Genomic DNA, 24405 nt, shown 5'->3' with positions numbered 1-24405 from the left:
ATTATGATAATTATTATCATTCCTGAATCCGTGACAAAACATCTTTACAATGGATGCAAACCGTTGATACGATAAGGGAAAACGACGTTGACGATTCTTCATCAAGTAGGTGAATGTGATGAAAGATTTCCCGATTCGGTTTGTATTGACAGATGAAGCGATTACTCCAAGTGCTGGGCTTGCTCTCGTGGGCTACTTACTGCACCAAACGAAGCTGGATAAACGAGTAAACGCCCTTCGGCTCCCAACGGTTCGTCGAGATGTGCACATTTCCCATAGCGATGTCATTCGCTCGATGATTGGCTTGCTTGCCACAGGAAAAACGGATTTTGATCATATCGAAGCGTATCGTCAGGACGATATCTTTTCGACATCAATGGGCATTCGGCACGTACCTTCCTCCCCAACGTTGCGACAGCGTCTCGATCAGCTCGCTTGTCTTCCGATGATCGAAACCATCATTTGGGAGGAATCGATGCGTCTGTTGGTTCGACAACACGCTACCTTGTCCCCTTGTTGGGCGAAAGGGAAAACGACATGGCTTCCCCTTGATATAGATGCTTCCCCATTTGACAACTCCGATACGAAGAAAGAAGGAGTGAGTCGAACGTATAAAGGATTTGACGGTTTTACGCCGTTGTTTGCGTACGCAGGGAAGGAAGGGTATATCGTTCATGCCGAGCTGCGTCCAGGGAAACAACATGTACAAGACAACATGCCTTCGTTTTTAACTACCGCCATCCGTCGAGCTCGTCCGCTGACCTCGTCTCGTCTGCTTGTCCGCATGGATGCAGGAAACGATGCGGAAGCGAATGTGCACGTATGTCTAAAGGAAGACGTGGACTTTGTCATCAAGCGAAACTTACGCCGAGAATCGAAAGCGCTTTGGTTCCAGATCGCTTCGCAAAAGGGCAGACGCGTCGATGATGGACAAACAGAAGGAGTACAAACGTATGAGTTATGCCTTCCACAGACAGCAGCAATCGATGGACACACGTATACGTACGTTCAAGTCACCCAAGTGACGGAACGAACGATGGAACGAAATGGACAGCTGATGCTCGTTCCTGATTACGAAGTCGAAAGCTACTGGGTGCGCCTCGAAGGATACGAGCATGTTCGAATGAGTGATGTGCTCGCATTGTATCACGATCATGCGACATGCGAACAGTTTCATAGCGAACTGAAAAGCGACTTAGATTTAGAGCGACTTCCATCAGGGAAGATGAAAACGAATGCGCTCGTGTTAGTCATGGGAGCATTCGTGTACAACCTTCTTCGCCTGATTGGACAAGATCTATTAAGCGATCCGAGACATCCATTACATCATAAAGTGAAACGCCGCCGCATCAAGACGATCATTCAGACGGTGATCACGATGGCAGGTCGACTCGTCCGCCGATCACGACAGATCTGGATGAAACTGACGCGAAGGAGTGGGTACAGTATACTCCTACTGAATGTGTATCAAAAATGGAAAGAGGCAAGATAACAAACAGATGTTCGGGTACTCATATCCATCACTCCCCCCTGTACTTTTTTTGTCTCTTTTTTGGTTTGTATCTCCATAAAAGAGGATTTATCTCGTTTTCAAACATGAAAGTGGTGCAGGGAATCATCAAAAAAAGGGATGTATGGATCATATATCCATAGAACTAACACCAAAATCAAAGTTGATTTCCAACCATCACGGATTCAGGATCATTATCAAATAAGGAGGAGATCAGGGTGAAAAAGCTTTTATTTTTTAGTTTGATGCTGCTTGTTATTTTGACTTCTGTTCCTATTTCTTCATTCGCTTATTCGTATGGTGATCCGAACGAGGAAACGATAGCTGAAGCGTACAAAGAGATGGTAGCGAAAGTACGAGAGAAAAAGTTTGATGAAGCCAAAGCGATTTACGAAACGGTTCAAGGAGAAATTGATATGCATATGGGGCCTGAACCGTCAGCCATTATTTTAGAAGCAATTGAAAATAAAGATGGGGATACGATCATTTCAGCGATGCAAAAAGTGCTTGTGCTAAACGTTGCGCGCCGTTTAGAAAACGTGGAAAAAAATTTCGATCATTACGATACGAGCAAACGATTATTAGCGAAAGCATTTGCTACATATAAAGTGCTTTCTCCAATTGTACAACAAAAAGATGCACAGCTAGATGAAAAGTTAAAACAACAGTTTGATATCGCACTTCAATCACTCGGAAATCCAGGTCTGTTTGGAGTAGGAAAAAAACAATCGAACATCAATCAATTTAAAGAAAGTAAAGACACGATTTTACAAGCATTGCAAGATCAATTTGAGTTAGAGAGCATTGAAACGGGTCATTTTACGGAAGAAGATTTAGGGCGGTTAGCCGCGGCCAAAAAGAGGGAATGGACAGATTTGTCGAATGTAAAGAACTGGATTCCAATTGTCGTTATTGTCGGAGTGATTGTTGCAGTTGTGGTATATGCGATAAGAAAGCGAAAGTAAAGAAAGGAGGCGTGTTGCGTTGGAAGTTCAAGCGTTGCTCATTACGTTTCGTGAAGCGTTAGAAGCACTGCTAATCGTTGGGATTATTACGTCGTATTTAAAGCGCATTGATCAATCGCGTTATGTGAAATATGTTTGGTTCGGTGCAGCTTTAGCTGTTTTTGCGAGTGCAATCGTCGCTTTATTATTTCAAGTCGTACTTACCGGCTTTTCAACGATGGCGAGCGAAATGTATTTAAAAGTAAGCATTATTTTTATTTCTTCCATCTTGTTGACGCAAATGGTTTTTTGGATGGCAGAGCATAGCAAAGATATAAAAAGCAGTATGGAAGGAAAAATGAGCAAATACGTGTCAAAAGGCGACGTGTTTGGCATGGTTATGCATTCATTTTTAGTTGTATTGCGTGAAGGAGTAGAAACTGTCTTTTTCTTTGCTGCCATTACCGGCGGAACCATCGGGGCAGCGGTACAAGGTTGGGGAGCGATTACAGGTTTAACGATTGCGGCTATTGTAAGCTATATGTTCTTTAAAGGTACGATGCGCGTACCATTAAAAACGTTTTTCAAAGTCACAGGCGCATTCATCATCTTGATTGCGGCGGGATTGCTTGTGCAAGGTATTTCGATGTTGCAAGATTTAAAAATTATTGGCAGCGTCATGCCACATGTTTACGATATTACGTGGTTTATGCCAGAACATCCGATTGATCATGAGCATTTCGTTCGTGACACAGGACAAGAACCCATTCTTTCTGGCGATGTCGGCATTTTTCTTAAGGCGCTATTTGGTTATTCATCGATGCCTTCGCTTGAAGCAGTGTTGGCGTACATCGGCTATTTCATTGTCATTTATTTACTTGTGAAAACACGTTATGGCAAAAAAGAAGAAAAAAACGAACAAAATGAGAAGGTGCTTGAACAACAAGTGATGTAAAGTACAAGGGGAACCTTGTACTTTTTTGCTTAGGAGGGTTTATTGTGCGAATCGTTTCAATTATTGCGCTAGTTGTTGTGTATATATCATGTTTCGTCTATGCTAGCCCGTTTGCTGCAACGTGGGATGAAGTGGACTTTGCTTTGGCGCTTGATCGGTATGATTTGCTTGCGATGCAGCCGCATTTCCCAGGGTATCCGTATTTTATTTTTGGGGGGATGCTTGTTCATTTATTTGTCGACAATCCTGCTAAAGCGCTGGCCATTTGGAACGGTTTGCTCATGATGAGTGCGACGATCCCTATTTATTTGCTTGCCAAAATATTTGTGGAAAAAAAGTGCGCATGGGTCGTTACTGCACTCGTCCAATCGCTTAGCTACGTCATGTTAATCGCTTCACAACCGATGTCGGAAGGAAGCGCACTCGCTGTTTTATGGTGGTATGTATGGAGTTTACAACGTGCGCTTCACTCGGATCGTGTCGGTGTGCAATTGCTTCCGTTATGGCTATTTAGCGTTATGCTTGGTATTCGTTTATCGTACATTCCTTTTGGGATTGGTATTTTATATGTTTGGTGGAAGCGAGCATATCGCTTCAAGAAACTTCTGCTATACAGTCTCATTGCGGTTGCATTTCAATTTATTTGGATTATGGCAGTGGCTACGACGGAGGGAGAGGGGTTTTTGCAGTTAGCTTTTTCATTTACAACAGGGCATTTTACACAATGGGGTGGAGCGATTTCAACAGATGAAGCACCGTTTTGGAAACGAGCTATTATGCTTATTTTTTATAATATCATTTGGACAGGTATGGCTAAGCAGTCAATATGGTTGCTGAGTTGCTTTATTGTTTTGTTGGTTATGACTTGGAAACGAATAACGCTTCCACCTTTGTATCGTTTATTTTTATTGACATATTTTTTATGGGCGTTGTTTGCGCAAAACATTGAAAAGCCAAGACATATATTGCCGATTGTCGTCATTGTTTCATTCTTTTTGTTTGTCAGTGTCCTTCAATCGTCATCACGTTTTCGATTGACTGTTATGCTTATTTTACTTCTCTCACAAACGATTATCGGCATACAAGGGGTTAAGCGTCAAGCGACACAGTTGCCAGCGACATATCAGTTGGCGTATGATTTTGAACAGAAAGAAAAGCCTTTTATTTTACTCACATGGGAGGAAACGCGCGTGCTTGAATATTTGCGTGTTTCTTTTCCGCATGAACGTGTATTCTCTTTTGATGTTTTTCAACGTGAAAAAGCGGCATTTCCACATGCGAAAGTGTATGTTACTGATCATGTCGTTAAAGGGTTTCAAGCGCAAGGCATAGACGTTCGTCCATATATTCATTTTGTTCGAACGTATGAATCGAGTTTATTATCTGACCCTGTGTATGGGCGCATCACCGTATATGAATGGAGAGAGGAGGAAAAACGTGAATGAACAATTAAAACAAAAGTTGGCCATTTTACCTGATCAACCGGGATGTTATTTAATGAAAGACGCTCATGGCACAGTCATTTATGTCGGAAAGGCGAAGGTGCTGAAAAATCGTGTTCGATCTTATTTTACCGGCACACATGATGGAAAAACGCTCAGGTTAGTGAATGAAATTACTGATTTTGAATACATTGTGACGTCCTCGGATTTAGAAGCGCTTATTTTGGAAATGAATTTAATTAAAAAATACGATCCGAAATATAACGTCATGTTAAAAGACGACAAAAGCTATCCGTTTATTAAAATTACAGGGGAAACGCATCCGCGTCTCATCATTACGCGAACGGTAAAAAAAGATAAGGGGAAATATTTCGGTCCGTATCCAAATGCCCAAGCGGCCCATGAAACGAAAAAATTGCTTGATCGTTTATATCCATTAAGAAAATGTGAGAAAATGCCAAAAAAAGTTTGTTTATATTATCATATGGGACAATGTTTAGGACCGTGCGAATATAAAGTGTCAGAGGAAGAAAATAAACAAATTGTTGAACAAATTACGCGTTTTTTAAACGGTGGGTATAAAGAAGTAAAAGAGGCATTAACAGAAAAAATGATGGAAGCAGCCGAACAGTTACAGTTTGAGCGGGCGAAAGAATATCGTGACCAAATTGCGTACATTGAGGCATTGATGGAAAAACAAAAAATGATTTTACATGACTTTGTTGATCGAGACATTTTTGGGTATGCGTACGATAAAGGATGGATGTGCGTACAAGTTTTTTTCATCCGGCAAGGAAAGCTCATCGAACGAAATGTATCAATGTTTCCACTATATCAAGAACCAGAAGAAGAATTTTTAACATTTTTAGGCCAATTTTACAGTAAACATTACCATTTAAAGCCACGTGAAATCGTATTACCTCGAGAAATCGATGGTGAAATGGCGATGAAATTGCTTGAGGTGAGCGTCACGCAGCCGAAGAGCGGGAAAAAGAAAGAACTCGTTGATTTAGCATGTAAAAATGCACAAATTGCTTTGCAAGAAAAATTCTTTTTAATCGAACGTGATGAAGAACGGACGATTCGTGCGGTTGAGAAATTAGGCGAAGCAATTGGGATTTCAACTCCTCATCGCATCGAGGCGTTTGACAATTCAAATATTCAAGGGACAGACGCTGTCGCCGCGATGGTCGTATTTATTGATGGAAAGCCGGAAAAAAAAGAATATCGCAAATATAAAATAAAAACGGTGCAAGGGGCGGACGATTACGAGTCGATGCGCGAAGTGATTCGCCGGCGATATACGCGCGTGTTGCGAGAACGCTTGCCCCTTCCAGACATCATTGTTGTCGATGGCGGAAAAGGACAAATGCAAGCCGCAAAAGAAGTGTTGGAATGCGAACTCGGGTTATCGATTCCTGTCGCTGGTTTAGTGAAAGATGATAAACATCGAACGTCACATTTATTGTTTGGTGATCCGCCAAGCGTCATTTCGTTAGAGAAAAATAGTCAAGAATTTTATTTGTTGCAACGCATTCAAGAAGAAGTGCATCGTTTTGCGATTACATTTCACCGCCAAGTGCGATCAAAATCTGCGTTTCATTCCATTCTCGATCAAATTCCAGGGGTCGGAACAAAAAGAAAGCAGGCGCTACTACAATATTTTGGCTCGATTAAAAAAATAAAAGAAGCAACCGTTGAACAACTGCAGGAAGCAAATATTCCAAAACATGTCGCTCAAAAAATTTACGAGACGCTCCAAACGTACGAAAGCTGACCATCATCGGTCAGCTTTCATCTTTACGGTCCCATTTCACCGTAAACAAAACGGTTTTTGCGCGCCGCTTTTGCTGTTCAAACGCTTCTGTGACATATCCTTTTTGTTGCTCAAACTGTTGGGCTAGAAAGCCTGCTTCAAGGTGAAACGTGCACTCCCCACCATAATCGAACCGCATCGCAACAAGCGGCCCTTCTAATTGAAGTTCACATTCATCTTTTTTCTCTTCAAGTACCGATAACTTCCCCCAGCCAGCTTGTTCGAAAAAAGAAATGACATCGTCGATTGTAGCTAGTGGGTATTTTCTCGCTAAATCTTTTCCTGCCCAATATAAAATAAATGGAGTTTCTTTTCCAAATAAATTTGGTAGTAGTTCTTGCCGAAATAAAAAGTCGCTAAAAGCAGAAATGCTCGTTTGTTTCCATTGTTCGTATCCGCTCACGATCAAATCCCCTCTCTATTTTTCATTATAACGAACAACAATGTGAAAAACAGTATTGACTTTTTTTTCATTTCGAATTTCACTAGAATTATAGTTGTTTTAAAATTTGAAATGATTGAATATTTCGTGAACACCTTTTCTTGACGCTCCTACATTCTGGGAGTACAATGAATGTGACAATGATCAATGGAAATGGAAGTGTTTACACTTCTGTTGGTCATAGTCTAGTAGATGTGGATGGGAGCACATAGAAAAGGAAGATGACAAATTTAAGGGGGGTTATGTATGGCACAAAATCGCGAGTTTTTTTATCGTCGACTCCATTCATTGCTTGGAGTTATTCCAGTCGGGCTGTTTTTAACACAGCATCTAGTTGTTAACCATTTTGCAACAAGAGGAGCAGATGCATTTAACAAGGCGGCAGCTTTTATGGAGCAGCTACCGTTTCGGTATTTTTTAGAAATTTTCGTTATTTTTCTTCCGCTATTGTTCCATGCCATCTACGGACTGTACATTGCGTTTACAGCGCAAAATAATGTAAGTCGCTACGGGTATTTCCGTAACTGGATGTTTATGTTGCAACGCTTAACGGGGATTATTACGCTCATTTTCGTCGTCTGGCACGTATGGGAGACGCGCGTTCAAGCTGCGTTTGGTGCAGATGTGAACTATGACATGATGGCGAACATCGTTGCGAACCCATTTATGCTTGCATTTTATATTGTTGGAATCGTTTCGGCGGTGTTTCACTTTGCGAACGGGCTATGGTCGTTTTTTGTTAGCTGGGGAATTACAGTAACTCCTCGTTCACAACAAATTTCTACATACGTGACAATGGGGATTTTTGTCGCGCTTTCGATCGTTGGTATACGCGCGATTTTAGCATTCGTTTAATCCACAAGGAGGAGTGAGGAGACATGAGTAAAGGAAAAATTATTGTTGTTGGTGGAGGTCTTGCCGGCTTAATGGCAACGATTAAGATTGCCGAAGCAGGCGTAAAAGTAGATTTGTTTTCGTTAGTTCCGGTGAAGCGATCTCACTCTGTTTGTGCACAAGGTGGCATTAACGGTGCAGTTAACACAAAGGGAGAAGGAGATTCTCCGTGGGAGCATTTCGATGATACAGTGTACGGAGGAGACTTTTTAGCTGACCAGCCTCCGGTAAAAGCGATGTGCGAAGCTGCTCCAGGCATTATTCATTTGCTCGATCGTATGGGTGTCATGTTCAACCGTACGCCGGAGGGATTGCTTGATTTCCGTCGTTTTGGTGGAACGCAACATCACCGTACAGCATATGCAGGGGCAACAACAGGCCAGCAGCTTCTTTACGCGCTTGATGAACAAGTGCGCCGTCATGAAGTCGCTGGACTTGTGACAAAATATGAAGGTTGGGAATTTTTAGGTGCAGTTTTAGATGATGAACAAGTATGTCGCGGTATTGTCGCGCAAAACTTGACAACGATGGAGATTAAAGCATTCCCGGCTGATGCTGTCATCATGGCCACAGGTGGTCCGGGGATCATTTTTGGTAAGTCAACAAACTCTATCATTAACACAGGATCAGCAGCATCGATCGTCTATCAACAAGGTGCGTATTATGCAAACGGAGAATTTATTCAAATTCACCCGACAGCCATTCCAGGCGATGATAAACTCCGCTTAATGAGTGAATCAGCACGCGGAGAAGGTGGACGAGTTTGGACGTATAAAGACGGGAAGCCTTGGTATTTCTTAGAGGAAAAATATCCGGCTTACGGAAACCTTGTTCCGCGCGATATTGCAACGCGTGAAATTTTCCATGTTTGCGTAGACTTAAAGCTCGGCATTAACGGCGAAAACATGGTTTATTTAGATTTGTCGCACAAAGATCCGAAAGAGCTGGATATTAAGTTAGGCGGCATTATTGAAATTTATGAAAAGTTTATGGGTGAAGACCCAAGAAAAGTGCCGATGAAGATCTTCCCAGCTGTTCACTACTCAATGGGTGGATTATGGGTGGACTACGATCAAATGACAAACATTAAAGGGTTGTTTGCAGCGGGCGAGTGCGATTTCTCGATGCACGGTGCAAACCGTCTCGGTGCGAACTCGTTATTATCTGCCATTTACGGCGGAATGGTAGCAGGTCCAAAAGCTGTTGAATATATGAAAGGACTTGAGAAATCTGCCGATGCGATGCCTTCTTCTTTATACGACCGCTATTTAAAACAAGAAGAAGAAAAATGGGCGCAAATTATGGCGATGGATGGTACAGAAAACGCCTACGTTTTGCATAAAGAGCTCGGTGAATGGATGACGGATAACGTCACAGTCGTTCGTTATAACGATAAATTATTAAAGACGGATGAGAAAATTCAGGAATTACTTGAGCGTTATAAAAATATTAACATTAACGACACAGCGAAATGGAGCAACCAAGGTGCGTCGTTTACACGCCAACTTTACAACATGTTGCAACTTGCTCGCGTCATTACGCTTGGTGCTTACAACCGTAACGAAAGCCGTGGAGCGCATTATAAGCCAGAGTTTCCTGAGCGAAACGACGAAGAATGGTTAAAAACAACGATGGCAAGCTTTACACCGGATGGTCCATCGTTCCATTATCGTGAAGTGGATACATCGCTTATTAAGCCACGCAAACGCGATTACACGAAAAAGAAAGGGGAAGTGAAATCATGAGCGAAAATAAAACGATTCGGATTATCGTCACAAGACAAGACCGTCCGGATACAGCCCCTTATGAAGAAGAGTTTGTCATTCCGTATCGTCCGAATATGAACATCATTTCGGCGCTCATGGAAATTCGGCGCAATCCGGTCAATGCGAAAGGGGAAAAAACGACGCCTGTTGCTTGGGAAATGAACTGTTTGGAAGAAGTGTGTGGCGCTTGTTCAATGGTCATTAACGGCAAGCCACGCCAATCGTGTACCGCACTGATCGATCAGCTCGAGCAACCGATTCGTTTAGAGCCGATGCGCACATTCCCGGTCATTCGTGACTTACAAGTGGATCGTAGTCGCATGTTTGATTCGTTGAAAAAAGTGAAAGCGTGGATCCCAATCGATGGAACGTACGATTTAGGTCCGGGACCGCGCATGCCAGAGCGTAAACGACAATGGGCATACGAGCTATCAAAATGTATGACGTGCGGGGTATGTTTAGAAGCTTGTCCAAACGTCAATAGTAAGTCAAACTTTATCGGTCCAGCGCCGCTATCGCAAGTACGTTTATTTAATGCACATCCAACAGGAGCGATGCATAAAGCAGAGCGTCTCGAAGCGATTATGGGTGATGGTGGATTAGCGAATTGCGGAAATTCACAAAACTGTGTGCAATCTTGTCCGAAAGGCATCCCGCTTACAACATCGATTGCGGCATTGAACCGCGCAGCAACGATTCAAATGTTCCGCAATTTCTTCGGTAGCGATGAAGTGTAACAAAAAGGTCGGCTCTTCAAGAGTCGGCCTTACGTTTCATCTATGATGCTAGATTGCTTTATAGAGGGGGAGAGGGAAATTGAAAGTATCTTATATTGATGACATAAAAGAATGGGAACAACGTTTTTCTTTTTTTCATCCGGTGCGCGTTCGTTTTTCAGAAACGGATATGTTTGGTCATTTGAACAACACGGTACCTTTTGTATATTTTGAAGAAGCGCGCATCGCATTTTTCGAACATCTTGGTTTTATGAATGACTGGTTAGGAAAAGAACACGATGCGATCCCAGTCGTTGCTAATCTACAATGCGATTTTTTACAACAAGTATATTTCGGTGAACAGTTACAAATCGGTGTAAAAGTTGCACATATCGGCAACTCTTCTGTTGATTTACATTATGTAGGAAAAAAACAAAATGGAGCGATTGCATTTACAGGTCGGGGAACGATGGTGCAAATGTCTAAAAAGACAGGAAAAGGGGTCGCATGGGACGAAAACGCTCGTGCGCGATTAATAGAAAACATGTAACCGTTCACGCCCTTCTTGCATACGATATGTCGACTAAATATATACCCATCCGTTTCGGTCTGGTAAAAGCAAGGAGGGTTATTCACTTGAATCAGAAGCCGCTGCTCACAAAAAGAGAAAGGGAAGTATTCGAACTGTTGCTCCAAGACAAGACGACGAAAGAGATTGCTAGTGAGCTCTTCATTAGCGAAAAAACAGTTCGCAACCACATTTCGAATGCGATGCAAAAGCTTGGAGTAAAGGGGCGCTCACAAGCTGTTGTTGAATTGCTTCGAATGGGGGAACTTGAACTATAGAGAGAACCGGCTCGCCTTTTCGTTTTAGGCAGCCGGTTCTCTATTGATTTGATGTATGATATAATGAAAAATGTTTTGTCATACATCAACAAAGAATGAGGCGAATACATTGGAAAGACCTATTGGAGTAATTGATTCAGGTGTTGGTGGATTAACAGTCGCAAAGGAAATTATGCGCCAGCTACCAAAAGAACAAATCGTATATTTAGGAGATACAGCACGTTGTCCATACGGACCGAGGTCGCGAAAAGAAATTCGGCAGTTTACGTGGGAAATGACGAACTATTTACTTGGATATGATATAAAAATGCTCGTCATTGCATGTAATACTGCCACAGCTGTCGCTTTAGAAGAAATTCGTGATACGCTCAACATTCCTGTGATCGGTGTCGTTCATCCTGGTGCACGCACCGCATTGAAAATTACAAAAAACTATCATATTGGTGTTATCGGCACGGTTGGAACGGTGAAAAGTGGTGCTTATGAGCAAGCATTAAAATCGATCAATAGCGATGTGAAAGTAGAAAGTTTAGCTTGTCCAAAGTTTGTTCCTTTAGTGGAAAGCGGACAATTTGAAGGAGAAGAAGCAAAGCAAATTGTTGCCGAATCTCTTGAACCATTAAAAGACCGACCAATTGATACGCTTATTTTAGGATGTACGCACTATCCACTTTTAAGCCCACTCATTCAACAATATATGGGCGAGCACGTGAAGCTCATTTGTTCTGGCGATGAAACAGCGCGTGAAGTGAGTACAATTTTACATCATAGCGGTTTGCTTTATACGGGGAATAAGCGCCGCGAGCACATATTTTTCACGACTGGATCGAAAGAAACGTTCCAACACATTGCATCGAAATGGTTCGGTCATCCGATTGAACATGTCGAAACGATTCGATTATCTTAAAAAATCCTTCGCATTCGCCGAAGGATTTTTTGTTCTATTTTTTTGAACGGCTCGTATACATAGTAGTACAAACCGTGTGAGGAGGGGAGTCCATGCGCCGTGCGTGGGTCATTGTAACAATGTTTATCTTTATGTTATCAGGATGTGGGCTATTTGGAGGTGAAAAAGCAACAAAGGAAATTGATCCGCCAAAAGATGTAACATACGTAGAAGATGAGAAGGCGCTGCAAGAGCAAGAAACGGCAGAAAAAGAAAAAGCGATAGAGACGGTACAACGCGAATTATATTTAATTGATAAAAATGGCTTCGTCGTCCCACAAACGTTTGCCTTACCAAAAACAAATGCAGCCGCAAAGCAAGTACTTGAATATTTAGTAGAAAACGGTCCGATTTCACAGTTGCTTCCGAACGGATTTCGTGCTGTTCTTCCTGCTGATACACAAGTATTAAGCGTTAACTTAAAACAAGACGGCACGCTTGTCATTGATTTTTCGAAAGAATTTGCGAATTATCGTCCAGAAGATGAAAAGCGCATTTTACAAGCGATCACATGGACAGTGACGCAATTTGATAATGTGAAACGTGTGAAAATTCGCATGAACGGACATGATCAAAATGTGATGCCGGTCAATGGAACGCCAATTAGCGAAGAACTAAGCAGAGATGACGGAATTAACATTGAAACGAACGGTGTTGTGGATATTACGAATACACATCCTGTCATCGTCTACTTTTTAGCGCAAGATGGGAAACAAACATATTATGTCCCAGTAACACGCCGTGTACCGAATAGCGAACAAGATGAGTTAGCTGCAGTTGTGAAGGAACTTATTAAAGGGCCAAGTTACGGTTCTGGATTGTTAAGCGATTTTCAAGCAGATGCGAAATTGTTAGAAGCGCCAAAATATGAAAACGGAAAAGTGACGTTAAACTTTAACGAAGCAATTTACGGTAGCGTTGAGAAAAATGTTGTATCGACACATGTCCTTAATTGTTTAGTCTTGTCATTAACAGAACAGCCAGGTGTGGAAAGCGTCGCAATTACAGTCAACGGAAAGGCAGAATTAGTTGATGAAAGTGGAAAACCGTTATCAGAACCGGTAACAAGACCGCAAAATGTGAACACAGGTAGTTTTTGAAACCAATTTTTTGCTATACTATATAAAGATTCATCGTCGAGAGGCAGCATCCCTGCCTCTTATTTCGTGAACATATATTGAGGAGGATTTTGTGTGAGAGTAGATGGCAGAACAAATGACGAACTTCGTCCCGTACATATTGAACCGAACTATTTAAAACATCCGGAAGGGTCTGTGCTTATTTCAGTTGGTGATACGAAAGTCATTTGTGCAGCAAGCATTGAAGATAAAGTTCCGCCGTTTATGCGCGGAGGCGGGAAAGGGTGGATTACTGCGGAGTATGCGATGATTCCACGTGCGACAGAACAGCGAAACATTCGCGAAGCAAGTAAAGGAAAGCTATCTGGGAGAACGATGGAAATTCAACGATTAATTGGTCGTGTGCTTCGCTCGGTTGTCGATTTGCAAAAATTAGGTGAAAAAACGATTTGGATTGATTGTGATGTCATTCAAGCGGACGGTGGAACGCGTACCGCTTCAATAACCGGTGCATTCGTTGCAATGGCGTTAGCGCTCGGGAAAATGGTCGAAGACAAAAAGTTGCCGATGCTCCCTATTACAGACTTTTTAGCTGCCACATCTGTTGGCATTGATGAAGAACATGGTATTATTTTGGATTTAAACTATATTGAAGATTCAAAAGCACAAGTCGATATGAATATTGTCATGACTGGATCAGGTCGCTTTGTTGAAATTCAAGGAACAGGAGAAGAAGCAACATTTTCATATGAACAGTTGCTCGATTTACTAACTGTTGCTGAAAAGGGCATTTATGAACTTATCGCCTTGCAAAAAGAAGCGCTCGGATCGCTCGCTGAACAAATTTTGCAAAACCGTTCGGAAGGAGAAGAAACGAAGTGAAACGAATGATTATCGCCACAAAAAACAAAGGGAAAATCGCTGAGTTTCAGCAACTGTTTGCCAAAAAGGGAGTCGAAATTCGTTCGCTTCTTGACTACGATGACGTGCCAGATGTTGAGGAAACAGGAAAGACGTTTGCAGAAAACGCGATATTGAAAGCGACGACAATAGCGAACATGTTTCATGAACCGGTCATTGCAGATGACTCAGGATTAATCGTTGACGCGCTAAACGGCGAGCCGGGCGTATACTCGGCTCGCTACGCCGGCGAAGGAAAAAATGATCAAGCAAACATTGAAAAAGTGCTTACAAAGTTACAAGGTGTGCCTTTTGAACAACGAACCGCCCGTTTTCATTGTACGCTCGCTGTTGCCAAACCAAACGGAGATGTGACGACAGTAGATGGCGTATGTGAAGGATATATAACAGAAGAACCGGTTGGTGAAAACGGTTTTGGGTACGATCCGATATTTTTCGTTCCAGAAAAACAACGGACAATGGCCCAATTGACGAAAGAAGAGAAAAATGAAATTAGCCATCGGGCAAAAGCGCTACAACATCTTTTGCATATATGGGACAAGCTGTTTGAAAAGGAGAATGAGTCGTGAACGTATTAATTGTAAGCGATAGCCACGGATTAACCAAAGAATTACAGACGATCGTTTCACGTCACAAACAACATGTTGATGCAATCATTCATTGCGGTGACTCTGAGTTAACAAGCGACCACGAAGCGTTGCAAGGCATGCTTGTTGTGCGAGGAAATTGCGACTACGAGCAGCGTTTCCCGACCGATCTTGTTGAAGAAGTAAACGGCGTTCGCTTTTTCATTACACATGGTCATTTGTACAACGTCAAAATGACGCTCATGAATTTATATTATAAAGCGAAAGAAGTCGGGGCACGCATCGTTTGCTTCGGCCATTCCCATATTGCAGGGTGTGAACAAATCGATGACGTTCTTTTCATTAATCCAGGAAGCATTTTCTTACCGCGCATGCGTCGCGAAAAAACATACGCCATACTTCATATAGACGAAGCAACTACAACCGTACATTTTTACAATATCGACGGCAAACCGCTCCATGATTTAACAACGACATATACAACAAAATAGGGGCAAGAAAATTCCATCGCCCCTATTGACTTTTTTCATAAACATCATTACAATAACAATTGTCCAAACCACGATGATATGTTTGTGATATGTCTATATATGTCCCAGTAGCTCAGCTGGATAGAGCAACGGCCTTCTAAGCCGTCGGTCGGGAGTTCGAATCTCTCCTGGGACGCTGACGATCCTCTTGCATAGGCAAGGGGATTTTTTTGTTTAGTCAAAAAATGTTCAAATTTTTTATTTTCACTCTTTTCCTTGATGTATCAATTATGTAAGCGGATACAAAACGTTTTAACTAATCGAAATAATCAAAAAATTCGATGAAATGGTATTGACTGTTTCAGTAAATGAGCGTATGATAATCTTCAAATAAATCTAACAAAAGTCGTAATCAACAGAAGAGGCAAGAGACGGCGAGCAGGGGAAGAGGGGAAAAGCATTGAGTGAACAGTGGATTTTTCTAAACGATGAATTTGTGACAAAAGAAAATGCAAAAATCTCTGTATACGATCACGGTTTTCTTTATGGGGATGGGGTGTTTGAAGGAATTCGAGTATATAGCGGTAATGTGTTTCGTATGAAAGAGCATATTGACCGTTTATACAATTCAGCGAAATCCATTTTGTTAAACATTCCGTACACAAAAGAAGAATTAACAAATATTATCGTCGAGACGGTGCAAAAAAACGGTTTTGAAGATGCGTATATTCGTGTCATTGTGTCGCGTGGTGTTGGCGACCTTGGGCTCGATCCGTACAAATGTCCGAAGCCACAAGTTGTTGTTATCGTTGAACCGCTCGCGATCTTCCCAAAACATTTGTATGAAACAGGCATTGAAGTAATTACCGTAGCAACAAGACGAAATCGTCCAGATGTATTAAGCCCGAAAGTAAAATCTTTAAACTACTTAAATAACGTATTAGTCCGAATTGAAGCACACTTAGCAAACGTCAGCGAAGCGCTCATGCTCAATGACCAAGGATATGTGACTGAAGGGTCAGCAGACAACGTGTTCATCGTTAAAAATGGCGTGTTATATACACCACCAGGATATGTCGGGGCGCTTGAAGGCATTACGCGCGATGCGATTATCGACATCGCTAAAGATCTCGGCTATGTCGTCAAAGAAGAGCCGTTTACTCGTCATGATGTGTACACAGCAGATGAAGTGTTTTTAACGGGAACCGCAGCAGAAGTGATTGCGGTCGTTAAGGTCGATGGTCGTGTTATCGGTGACGGAGTGCCAGGCGAACATACGAAACGACTGTTAGAAGAATTTCGCAAACGTGTTGTTTCTGAAGGTGTAAAAGTATATGCTTCACAAAATGTCAATGCTGGGTAACAAATCAATAAAGAAAAAGCGTTGAAGAGGATAAGTAGCTGACGGGTTAGGCATCCACAGAGAGCCGGGGTAGCTGAAAACCGGTGATGTCTCCGTTTGTGAACTCCCCTCGGAGCGCCGTCCTGAACGATCGACTCTAGTAGGGACGGACGGGTGCACGTCACTCGTTATTAAAACGAGCGATGCGACGATCGTCGCGCGCTCCTGAGGTGGCTTTGCCACGAAGAAGGGTGGTACCGCGGGAAGGATGCAAGCCTTTTCGCCCCTTTGGTCCGCACGGACTGATGGAGGGGTGAGAAGGCTTTTCTTATTTCACATTTCTTTTAGGGGTGAAAAAATGGCAGCGAATATGAAAGTGAAAGAAAGAGTGGCAAAAAAACAAACGTTATGTGGAGCACTTATGTTGATCGAGGCGCTCAAGGCAGAGAATGTGAAGGTGATTTTCGGTTATCCAGGAGGAGCTGTATTACCAATTTACGACAAATTGTATGAGTCGGGTGTGTTTCACGTGCTCACGCGTCACGAACAAGGTGCGATTCATGCGGCAGAAGGATATGCGCGCATCTCTGGAAAACCAGGTGTCGTTATTGCGACTTCGGGACCGGGTGCGACAAATATTGTGACAGGTTTAACGGATGCGATGATGGATTCTATCCCTCTCGTTGTTTTTACAGGGCAGGTAGCTTCTAGCGTCATTGGATCTGATGCCTTTCAAGAAGCGGATGTGCTCGGCATTACCATGCCAATTACAAAACATAGTTACCAAGTACGTGATGTACACGAGCTGCCAAAAATCATTAAAGAAGCGTTTCATATCGCAACGACTGGACGTCCGGGACCTGTATTAATCGACATTCCGAAAGATATGGCTGTCGCAGAAGAAGAGTTTGACTATGAACAAGAAGTCCAGTTGCCAGGTTATCAGCCAACTACAAAACCGAATCATTTACAAATTCGCAAGCTCGTTGAGGCGGTCAGTCAAGCGAAACGACCGGTCATTTTAGCCGGAGCAGGTGTTCTTCATGCGAATGCTCATGAACAGTTAAAACAATACGCTGAACAACAACATATTCCCGTGATCCATACGCTCTTAGGGCTTGGTGGATTTCCTGCTGATCATCCATTATTTCTTGGAATGGCGGGAATGCATGGGACGTACACAGCAAACATGGCGCTGTATGAATGTGATTTGCTCATTAATGTCGGCGCGCGATTTGATGATCGGGTCACTGGCAATTTAGCACATTTTGCACCGAAAGCGACAGTTGCTCATATCGATATCGACCCAGCGGAAATCGGAAAAAATGTACCAACAAAAATTCCGATCGTTGGCGATGCGAAAGAAGCGCTTATTCAGCTTATTGAACAAAATGGAAAACGACCAGATGTATCGGATTGGCTTAAACAGTTGAACGAATGGAAACGGGAATATCCGCTTATGTATAAACGTGAACCAGGTGTATTAAAACCGCAACGGCTCATTGAAATGATTCATGAATATACAAACGGTGAAGCCGTTGTCACAACGGATGTCGGTCAACATCAAATGTGGGTGGCTCAATATTATAAATTTAAACAGCCGCATCGCTGGGTGACATCCGGTGGGTTAGGAACGATGGGATTTGGATTGCCAGCGGCAATCGGAGCGCAATTGGCACAGCCAGAGGCAACGGTCGTATCGATCGTTGGTGACGGTGGGTTCCAAATGACGTTACAAGAGCTATCTGTCATTCAAGAGCTAAATTTGCCGATTAAAATTGTCATTGTCAACAATCAGGCGCTTGGTATGGTTCGTCAATGGCAAGAAATTTTTTACGAAAAACGATATTCTCATTCCCTCATTCCGAATCAACCAGATTTCGTTCGCTTAGCAGAAGCGTATGGGATGAAAGCGATGCGTGCAACGACCGAAGAAGAAGCGGAATACGTATTGAAAGAAGCGCTTGCAACAAATGCGCCAGTTTTACTTGATTTTCACGTTTGTCCAGGTGAAAACGTATATCCGATGGTTGCGCCTGGAAAAGGATTGCATGAGATGGTGGGGGTGAAATGGTGAAGCGCATTATTACAATGACGGTAAATAATCGTCCGGGTGTGTTAAACCGTATTACAGGTTTATTTACAAAGCGACATTACAACATTGAAAGTATTACAGTTGGTCATACCGAATCAGAAGGCATTTCACGTATGACGTTTGTCGTCAATGTAGAGGATGAACGCATTGCCGAACAAATTACAAAACAACTGAACAAACAGATTGACGTATTAAAAGTGGTTGATATTACTGATCAAGCGATTATTGTTCGAGAGCTTGCTTTAATTAAAGTGGCGGTTACCCCAGCGACGCGCAGTGAAATTTATACGCTCATTGAACCGTTTCGCGCAGCGATTGTCGATGTAGCACGAGATAGTCTCGTTGTTCAAGTGACAGGTGAACCAGAAAAAATTGACGCGCTTATCGACTTATTAAAGCCATACGGGTTAAAGGAAGTCGCAAGAACAGGAACAACAGCGTTTCCGCGCGGTTCACAACGCGCATCATCAACAAACAAATCACTATTTATTATTTAAAAGGAGAGGATTTTATTATGGTAAAAGTATACTACAATGGCGATGCAAACGAAGCTTACATTCAAGGGAAAAAAGTAGCAATTATCGGATACGGTTCTCAAGGCCATGCGCATGCACAAAACTTACGTGATAGCGGTGTTGAGGTGATTATTGGGCTGCGAAAAGGGAAGTCGTGGGAAAAAGCAGAGCAAGATGGCTTTGTCGTCTTGCCTGTCAGTGAAGCGACAAAACAAGCTGACGTTGTGATGATTTTACTTCCAGATGAACATCAACCGAAAGTATATAAAGAAGAAATTGCACCAAACTTGCAGTCTGGAAACGCGCTCGTGTTTGCGCACGGATTTAATATTCACTTCAATCAAATTGTTCCGCCGAGCGATGTGGATGTATTTTTAGTCGCGCCGAAAGGGCCTGGTCATTTAGTGCGTCGCACATATACGGAAGGGGCAGGTGTACCTGCATTGATCGCTGTATATCAAGATGTGAGCGGTGAAGCGAAAGAAACGGCGCTTGCGTATGCGAAAGCGATCGGTTCCGCTCGGGCAGGTGTGATTGAAACAACGTTTAAAGAAGAAACAGAAACGGATTTATTTGGTGAACAAGCGGTTCTTTGCGGTGGATTAACTGCCCTTGTCAAAGCAGGATTTGAAACGCTTGTTGAAGCAGGATATCAACCAGAGATTGCATATTTTGAATGTTTACACGAGTTAAAGCTGATCGTTGATTTAATGTATGAAGGTGGTTTGGCAGGCATGCGTTATTCAATCTCTGATACAGCACAATGGGGCGACTTTGTGACAGGGCCACGCATCATTAACGATGCAGTAAAAGTGGAAATGAAAAAAGTGCTTGAAGATATTCAAACAGGCAAGTTTGCAAAAGGTTGGATTTTAGAAAACGAAGCGAATCGTCCAGAGTTTAACGCGATCAACCGTCGGGAAAACGAACATTTAATTGAAGTTGTTGGGCGCGAATTACGAAAAATGATGCCGTTTGTCAACGCTAAACAGAAAGATGTGGTGACGGTCGGTGCGAAAAATTAACATTTTTGATACGACGTTGCGTGATGGTGAGCAGTCGGCTGGCGTCAATTTAAACTTGCATGAAAAGCTAGAAATTGCTCGGCAGCTAGAGCGCCTCGGTGTTGATATCATCGAGGCGGGATTTCCTGCCGCATCAAAAGGTGATTTTCAAGCTGTTCAAGCGATCGCACAAACGGTTCGTAACTGTTCAGTCACAGGTCTTTCACGCTCAGTTCAATCCGATATTGATGCGGCATGGGAAGCGTTAAAGGACGGAGCAGAGCCACGTTTACACGTATTTATTGCAACGTCACCTATTCATATGCAATATAAATTGCGAATGACACCCGAACAAGTCGTTGAAACAGCTGTCGAATCTGTTCGTTATGCGAAAAAATATTTTCCAATTGTACAATGGTCAGCAGAAGATGCATGTCGAAGCGATCTCCCGTTTCTAGCGACGATTGTTGAGAAAGTCATTGAAGCTGGGGCAAACGTCATTAACATCCCAGATACAGTCGGTTATATTACTCCAAAACAATATGGTGACATATTCTCTTTTTTAAAGAAAAATGTTCGGAATATTGAAAAAATTAGTTTATCTGCCCATTGCCATGATGATCTAGGTATGGCGGTCGCAAACTCGCTTGCGGCCATTGAAGCAGGAGCGACACAAATTGAAGGAACAATTAACGGCATTGGGGAACGAGCAGGCAATGCGGCCATTGAAGAGGTGGCGGTCGCGCTTTATATACGAAAAGATTACTATCAAGCAGAGACGCGCTTGAACTTGCAAGAAATTAAACGCACGAGCAGTTTAGTCAGCAAGTTAACAGGAATGATTGTTCCGCCAAATAAGGCGATTGTCGGCAAAAACGCTTTTGCTCATGAATCGGGCATTCATCAAGATGGTGTGTTGAAGGAGAAAACAACGTACGAAATTATTTCTCCCCAGCTCGTTGGGGTGCAATCAAACTCAATGGTACTCGGAAAACATTCCGGACGCCATGCGTTTCGAACACGCATTCAAGAACTTGGGTATTCATTAACAGATGAAGAGGTCAATCGTTTGTTTGGCCGTTTTAAAGATTTAGCAGATAAAAAGAAAGATATTACGGATGATGATTTAATTGCACTTATTTTAGATGAAAAGCTAGACATGTATAAAAACTTTTATCAATTATGTTCGATTCAAGTGCAATACGGAACAAATCAAATCCCAACGGCAGTTGTTGTATTGAAAGATGGAGAAGGAAACGACATCCAAGAAGCAGCGACAGGGGCTGGTAGCGTTGAAGCGCTGTATAACGCTTTAGAAAAAGCGTTGCAAATACCTGTTACGTTGCTTGATTATCGCATTGAATCTGTCGGAAGCGGAAGGGATGCTTTAGCACAAGTGTACGTGAAAGTGTCGCTCGATAGGAAAGAAGCGAGCGGTCGGGGAACGGCACAAGATGTGCTAGAAGCATCAGCAAAAGCATATATTCATGCGGTTAATCGCATGTTCGTCATCGAAAAAATGCGAGAAGAACAAGCGCTTGCGGCGCAATAACAAAGGGGGATTTTTTATGTATCGTATCGCTATATTACAAGGGGATGGCATTGGAAAAGAAGTGACAAAAGGAGCGGTAAATATTTTACAGGCGATTGGTGATCGTTTCGGACATACGTTTCATTTTTCATACGGCTTAATTGGTGGAGAAGCGATTGACCGTGAAGGAACGCCGCTTCCAGAACAAACGCTTCACATGTGCAAACAAAGCGATGCGGTATTGCTCGGTGCGGTCGGAGGACCAAAATGGGACAATAATCCACCGCACCTTCGTCCAGAAAAAGGACTATTGCAAATTCGGAAAGAAATGAATTTGTTTGCCAATATTCGTCCTGTTACATTTTACGCGAGTTTAGCCGCTTCTTCTCCGCTTAAACCACATGTCATTGAAGGAGCAGATTTTGTGATCGTACGTGAGTTAACCGGAGGCTTATATTTCGGGAAACCGAGTGAACGCCGTGTTGAAAAAGGCGAAGAAGTGGTTGTTGACACGTTGTTTTATAAACGCGCAGAAATCGAGCGGATTATTACGTTTGCTTTTATGCTTGCGCAAAAACGAAAGAAAAAAGTAACATCGGTGGATAAAGCGAATGTGTTAGAATCAAGCCGCATGTGGCGAGAAGTAGCCGAGCAAGTGGCTAAACGTTTTCCAGACGTTCAACTTGAACATATGCTTGTCGATAATGCTGCGATGCAGCTCGTCCGCTCGCCAAAACAGTTTGATGTCATCGTAACTGAAAATATGTTCGGTGATATTTTAAGCGATGAAGCATCGATGTTAACTGGTTCACTTGGCATGCTTCCATCGGCTAGCTTATCCGTTGACGGCCCAGCGTTGTATGAGCCGATTCACGGTTCGGCTCCAGATATTGCAGGAAAAAACAAAGCGAATCCACTTGCAACGATTTTGTCAGCAGCGATGATGCTTCGTCTATCATTCGGTTTGACAGAAGAGGCGGATGTCATCGAACGAGCGGTGAAACAAGTGTTAAATGCTGGGTATCGTACAGCAGACATCGCTCAACATGGAGATTTTGTATTATCAACGACAGAAATGGTCGAAAAAGTAAAATATGCCATTTTAGATGATGTAGCTATTGAACGAATTATGCAAGTGTATGTGTAGGAGGGGTTGAATTGGCGCCAAAGACGATTATTGAGAAAATTTGGGATGAACACGTCGTTTATCGTGAAGATGGGAAACCCGATTTATTATATATTGATTTACATCTCGTTCATGAAGTCACATCTCCGCAAGCGTTTGAAGGATTGCGACAAAAAGGAAGAAAAGTGCGTCGCCCAGATTTAACATTTGCGACGATGGATCATAATGTTCCAACGATTAATCGGTCCGTTGTTGAAGATGAAGTGGCGAAAAATCAAATGACAGCATTGGAGCGGAACTGTCGTGAGTTCGGCATTCCGCTTGCCGATTTAAACAGCCCAGAGCAAGGGATTGTTCATGTCATTGGTCCAGAACTTGGGTTGACGCAACCGGGTAAAACGATTGTGTGTGGGGATAGCCATACGTCTACACATGGCGCTTTTGGGGCGTTAGCGTTCGGGATCGGAACGAGCGAAGTCGAACACGTATTAGCGACGCAAACGTTATGGCAACATCGTCCAAAGACGATGCAAGTGAACGTTACGGGGTCGTTAGCACCAGGCGTATCAGCAAAAGACGTCATTTTAGCGATCATTGGCAAGTTTGGAGTTGATTTTGGCACAGGTTACGTGCTTGAGTTTACAGGTGATGTTATTCGTCGGATGTCGATGGAAGAGCGGATGACAATTTGCAATATGTCGATTGAAGCAGGGGCGCGAGCTGGGTTAATTGCCCCAGATGATGTGACGTTTGCATATTTAAGAGAGAGAAAATATGCACCGAAAGGAGAAGCATTTGAGCAGGCAGTTGAAAAGTGGAAGCAGTTATGCACAGATGAAGGAGCGGTATATGATCGTGTCGTTCATATTGATGGAAGTGAAATTGCTCCAACAGTGACATGGGGCACAACGCCAGCAATGAGCTCTCCGATCGATGGAACTGTTCCAGATCCGAACGAATTCGCGACAGAAACAGAGAGAAAAGCTGTACAGTTAGCGTTGCAATATATGGGATTAAAACCAGGAACGAAAATGACGGATATTGCGGTGCAACATGTGTTTATCGGATCATGCACAAACTCGCGCATAAGCGATTTACGGGAAGCAGCGCAAATTGTAAAAGGAAAAAAAGTCGCACCGGGCGTCAGAGCGCTCGTCGTTCCGGGCTCACAACAAGTAAAAAAGCAGGCAGAAGAAGAAGGGATCGCGCAAATTTTTATTGACGCAGGCTTTGAATGGCGCGATTCCGGCTGCAGCATGTGTCTTGGAATGAATCCAGATACTGTTCCAGCAGGGGAACATTGCGCCTCAACGTCAAACCGCAATTTCGAAGGGAGACAAGGAAAAGGGGCGCGCACGCATCTCGTGAGTCCAGCAATGGCAGCCGCAGCTGCGATTTACGGGCATTTTGTCGATGTGCGTACATTGTATAAAGAAGTGGTAAGATAGGAGGGAAAAA

At 42.9% G+C, this 24405-nt stretch carries 23 protein-coding genes, 1 tRNA gene and 1 other annotated feature; of the genes, 23 read left to right on the top strand and 1 reads right to left on the bottom strand.

Annotation, left to right across the window (positions count from 1 at the left end):
• Positions 1–118: 118 nt before the first annotated feature.
• From NST18_RS10795 to uvrC, 5 genes are all read left to right on the top strand, one after another.
• Positions 119–1492 (top strand): IS1380 family transposase, encoded by a 1374-nt coding sequence (locus NST18_RS10795; protein ID WP_088223251.1) that lies wholly within the window; start codon positions 119–121, stop codon positions 1490–1492.
• A 236-nt stretch (positions 1493–1728) separates the two neighbouring features.
• The gene (locus NST18_RS10790) at positions 1729–2475 is read left to right on the top strand and encodes a hypothetical protein (protein WP_004889155.1); all 747 of its coding nucleotides are present in this window, start codon (positions 1729–1731) and stop codon (positions 2473–2475) included.
• Between the two features lie 19 nt (positions 2476–2494).
• Positions 2495–3409 carry an FTR1 family iron permease gene (locus NST18_RS10785; protein ID WP_004889156.1) on the top strand — a complete coding sequence of 305 codons (915 nt, stop codon included), beginning with the start codon at positions 2495–2497 and terminating at the stop codon, positions 3407–3409.
• Between the two features lie 44 nt (positions 3410–3453).
• The gene (locus NST18_RS10780) at positions 3454–4854 is read left to right on the top strand and encodes a hypothetical protein (RefSeq protein ID WP_004889157.1); all 1401 of its coding nucleotides are present in this window, start codon (positions 3454–3456) and stop codon (positions 4852–4854) included.
• Positions 4847–6628: an excinuclease ABC subunit UvrC gene (gene uvrC / locus NST18_RS10775; protein ID WP_004889159.1), complete on the top strand. Its 1782-nt coding sequence runs from the start codon at positions 4847–4849 to the stop codon at positions 6626–6628. Before NST18_RS10780 ends, uvrC begins: the two co-directional genes overlap by 8 nt.
• Positions 6629–6638: 10 nt before the next feature.
• Here uvrC and NST18_RS10770 read toward each other — a convergent pair whose 3' ends face one another.
• On the bottom strand, positions 6639–7070 hold the full coding sequence (locus tag NST18_RS10770; protein ID WP_004889160.1) for a YslB family protein: 432 nt from the start codon (positions 7068–7070) through the stop codon (positions 6639–6641).
• A 285-nt stretch (positions 7071–7355) separates the two neighbouring features.
• On the opposite strand from NST18_RS10770, the gene NST18_RS10765 reads away from it, so the two are divergent.
• From NST18_RS10765 to leuC, 18 genes are all read left to right on the top strand, one after another.
• On the top strand, positions 7356–7964 hold the full coding sequence (locus tag NST18_RS10765) for a succinate dehydrogenase cytochrome b558 subunit (protein ID WP_004889161.1): 609 nt from the start codon (positions 7356–7358) through the stop codon (positions 7962–7964).
• 23 nt (positions 7965–7987) lie between these two features.
• Positions 7988–9748, top strand: coding sequence for a succinate dehydrogenase flavoprotein subunit (gene sdhA / locus NST18_RS10760; protein WP_004889163.1), 1761 nt, complete (start codon positions 7988–7990; stop codon positions 9746–9748).
• A complete protein-coding gene (sdhB, locus tag NST18_RS10755; protein ID WP_003396476.1) occupies positions 9745–10506 on the top strand; it encodes a succinate dehydrogenase iron-sulfur subunit in 762 nt (253 codons plus the stop codon). Before sdhA ends, sdhB begins: the two co-directional genes overlap by 4 nt.
• Before the next feature lie 79 nt (positions 10507–10585).
• The gene (locus tag NST18_RS10750) at positions 10586–11035 is read left to right on the top strand and encodes an acyl-CoA thioesterase (RefSeq protein WP_064214117.1); all 450 of its coding nucleotides are present in this window, start codon (positions 10586–10588) and stop codon (positions 11033–11035) included.
• Between the two features lie 80 nt (positions 11036–11115).
• Positions 11116–11331 carry a helix-turn-helix domain-containing protein gene (locus NST18_RS10745; RefSeq protein ID WP_032100525.1) on the top strand — a complete coding sequence of 72 codons (216 nt, stop codon included), beginning with the start codon at positions 11116–11118 and terminating at the stop codon, positions 11329–11331.
• A 109-nt stretch (positions 11332–11440) separates the two neighbouring features.
• Complete coding sequence (racE, locus tag NST18_RS10740) at positions 11441–12238, top strand: glutamate racemase (protein ID WP_004889168.1); 798 nt, start codon at positions 11441–11443, stop codon at positions 12236–12238.
• Between the two features lie 92 nt (positions 12239–12330).
• Positions 12331–13377 carry a GerMN domain-containing protein gene (locus tag NST18_RS10735; RefSeq protein WP_004889169.1) on the top strand — a complete coding sequence of 349 codons (1047 nt, stop codon included), beginning with the start codon at positions 12331–12333 and terminating at the stop codon, positions 13375–13377.
• A 93-nt stretch (positions 13378–13470) separates the two neighbouring features.
• Complete coding sequence (gene rph, locus NST18_RS10730; protein ID WP_004889171.1) at positions 13471–14238, top strand: ribonuclease PH; 768 nt, start codon at positions 13471–13473, stop codon at positions 14236–14238.
• Positions 14235–14846, top strand: coding sequence for an XTP/dITP diphosphatase (locus tag NST18_RS10725; protein WP_340721431.1), 612 nt, complete (start codon positions 14235–14237; stop codon positions 14844–14846). The genes rph and NST18_RS10725 overlap by 4 nt, the downstream gene beginning before the upstream one ends.
• On the top strand, positions 14843–15355 hold the full coding sequence (locus NST18_RS10720) for a metallophosphoesterase family protein (RefSeq protein WP_004889174.1): 513 nt from the start codon (positions 14843–14845) through the stop codon (positions 15353–15355). Before NST18_RS10725 ends, NST18_RS10720 begins: the two co-directional genes overlap by 4 nt.
• A gap of 101 nt (positions 15356–15456) precedes the next feature.
• Positions 15457–15530: transfer RNA gene (locus NST18_RS10715), tRNA-Arg, on the top strand.
• Positions 15531–15794: 264 nt separating this feature from the next.
• On the top strand, positions 15795–16697 hold the full coding sequence (gene ilvE / locus NST18_RS10710; RefSeq protein ID WP_340721430.1) for a branched-chain-amino-acid transaminase: 903 nt from the start codon (positions 15795–15797) through the stop codon (positions 16695–16697).
• Positions 16698–16709: 12 nt separating this feature from the next.
• Positions 16710–16967: a binding site (T-box leader), on the top strand.
• Positions 16968–17034: 67 nt separating this feature from the next.
• The gene (gene ilvB / locus NST18_RS10705) at positions 17035–18753 is read left to right on the top strand and encodes an acetolactate synthase large subunit (RefSeq protein WP_064214112.1); all 1719 of its coding nucleotides are present in this window, start codon (positions 17035–17037) and stop codon (positions 18751–18753) included.
• A complete protein-coding gene (gene ilvN / locus NST18_RS10700) occupies positions 18750–19268 on the top strand; it encodes an acetolactate synthase small subunit (protein ID WP_064214125.1) in 519 nt (172 codons plus the stop codon). Before ilvB ends, ilvN begins: the two co-directional genes overlap by 4 nt.
• A 17-nt stretch (positions 19269–19285) precedes the next feature.
• The gene (gene ilvC / locus NST18_RS10695) at positions 19286–20311 is read left to right on the top strand and encodes a ketol-acid reductoisomerase (protein ID WP_004889180.1); all 1026 of its coding nucleotides are present in this window, start codon (positions 19286–19288) and stop codon (positions 20309–20311) included.
• The gene (locus NST18_RS10690) at positions 20298–21842 is read left to right on the top strand and encodes a 2-isopropylmalate synthase (RefSeq protein ID WP_064214111.1); all 1545 of its coding nucleotides are present in this window, start codon (positions 20298–20300) and stop codon (positions 21840–21842) included. The genes ilvC and NST18_RS10690 overlap by 14 nt, the downstream gene beginning before the upstream one ends.
• A gap of 16 nt (positions 21843–21858) precedes the next feature.
• Positions 21859–22968 carry a 3-isopropylmalate dehydrogenase gene (gene leuB / locus NST18_RS10685; protein WP_064214110.1) on the top strand — a complete coding sequence of 370 codons (1110 nt, stop codon included), beginning with the start codon at positions 21859–21861 and terminating at the stop codon, positions 22966–22968.
• Between the two features lie 11 nt (positions 22969–22979).
• Positions 22980–24395, top strand: coding sequence for a 3-isopropylmalate dehydratase large subunit (gene leuC, locus NST18_RS10680; RefSeq protein ID WP_004889185.1), 1416 nt, complete (start codon positions 22980–22982; stop codon positions 24393–24395).
• The last annotated feature ends 10 nt before the right edge of the window (positions 24396–24405 follow it).

This window comes from Anoxybacillus sp. FSL W8-0104, from assembly GCF_038004465.1.
Lineage (GTDB): Bacteria > Bacillota > Bacilli > Bacillales > Anoxybacillaceae > Anoxybacillus > Anoxybacillus flavithermus_G.
This window is presented reverse-complemented; position numbering and strand designations above follow the sequence as displayed.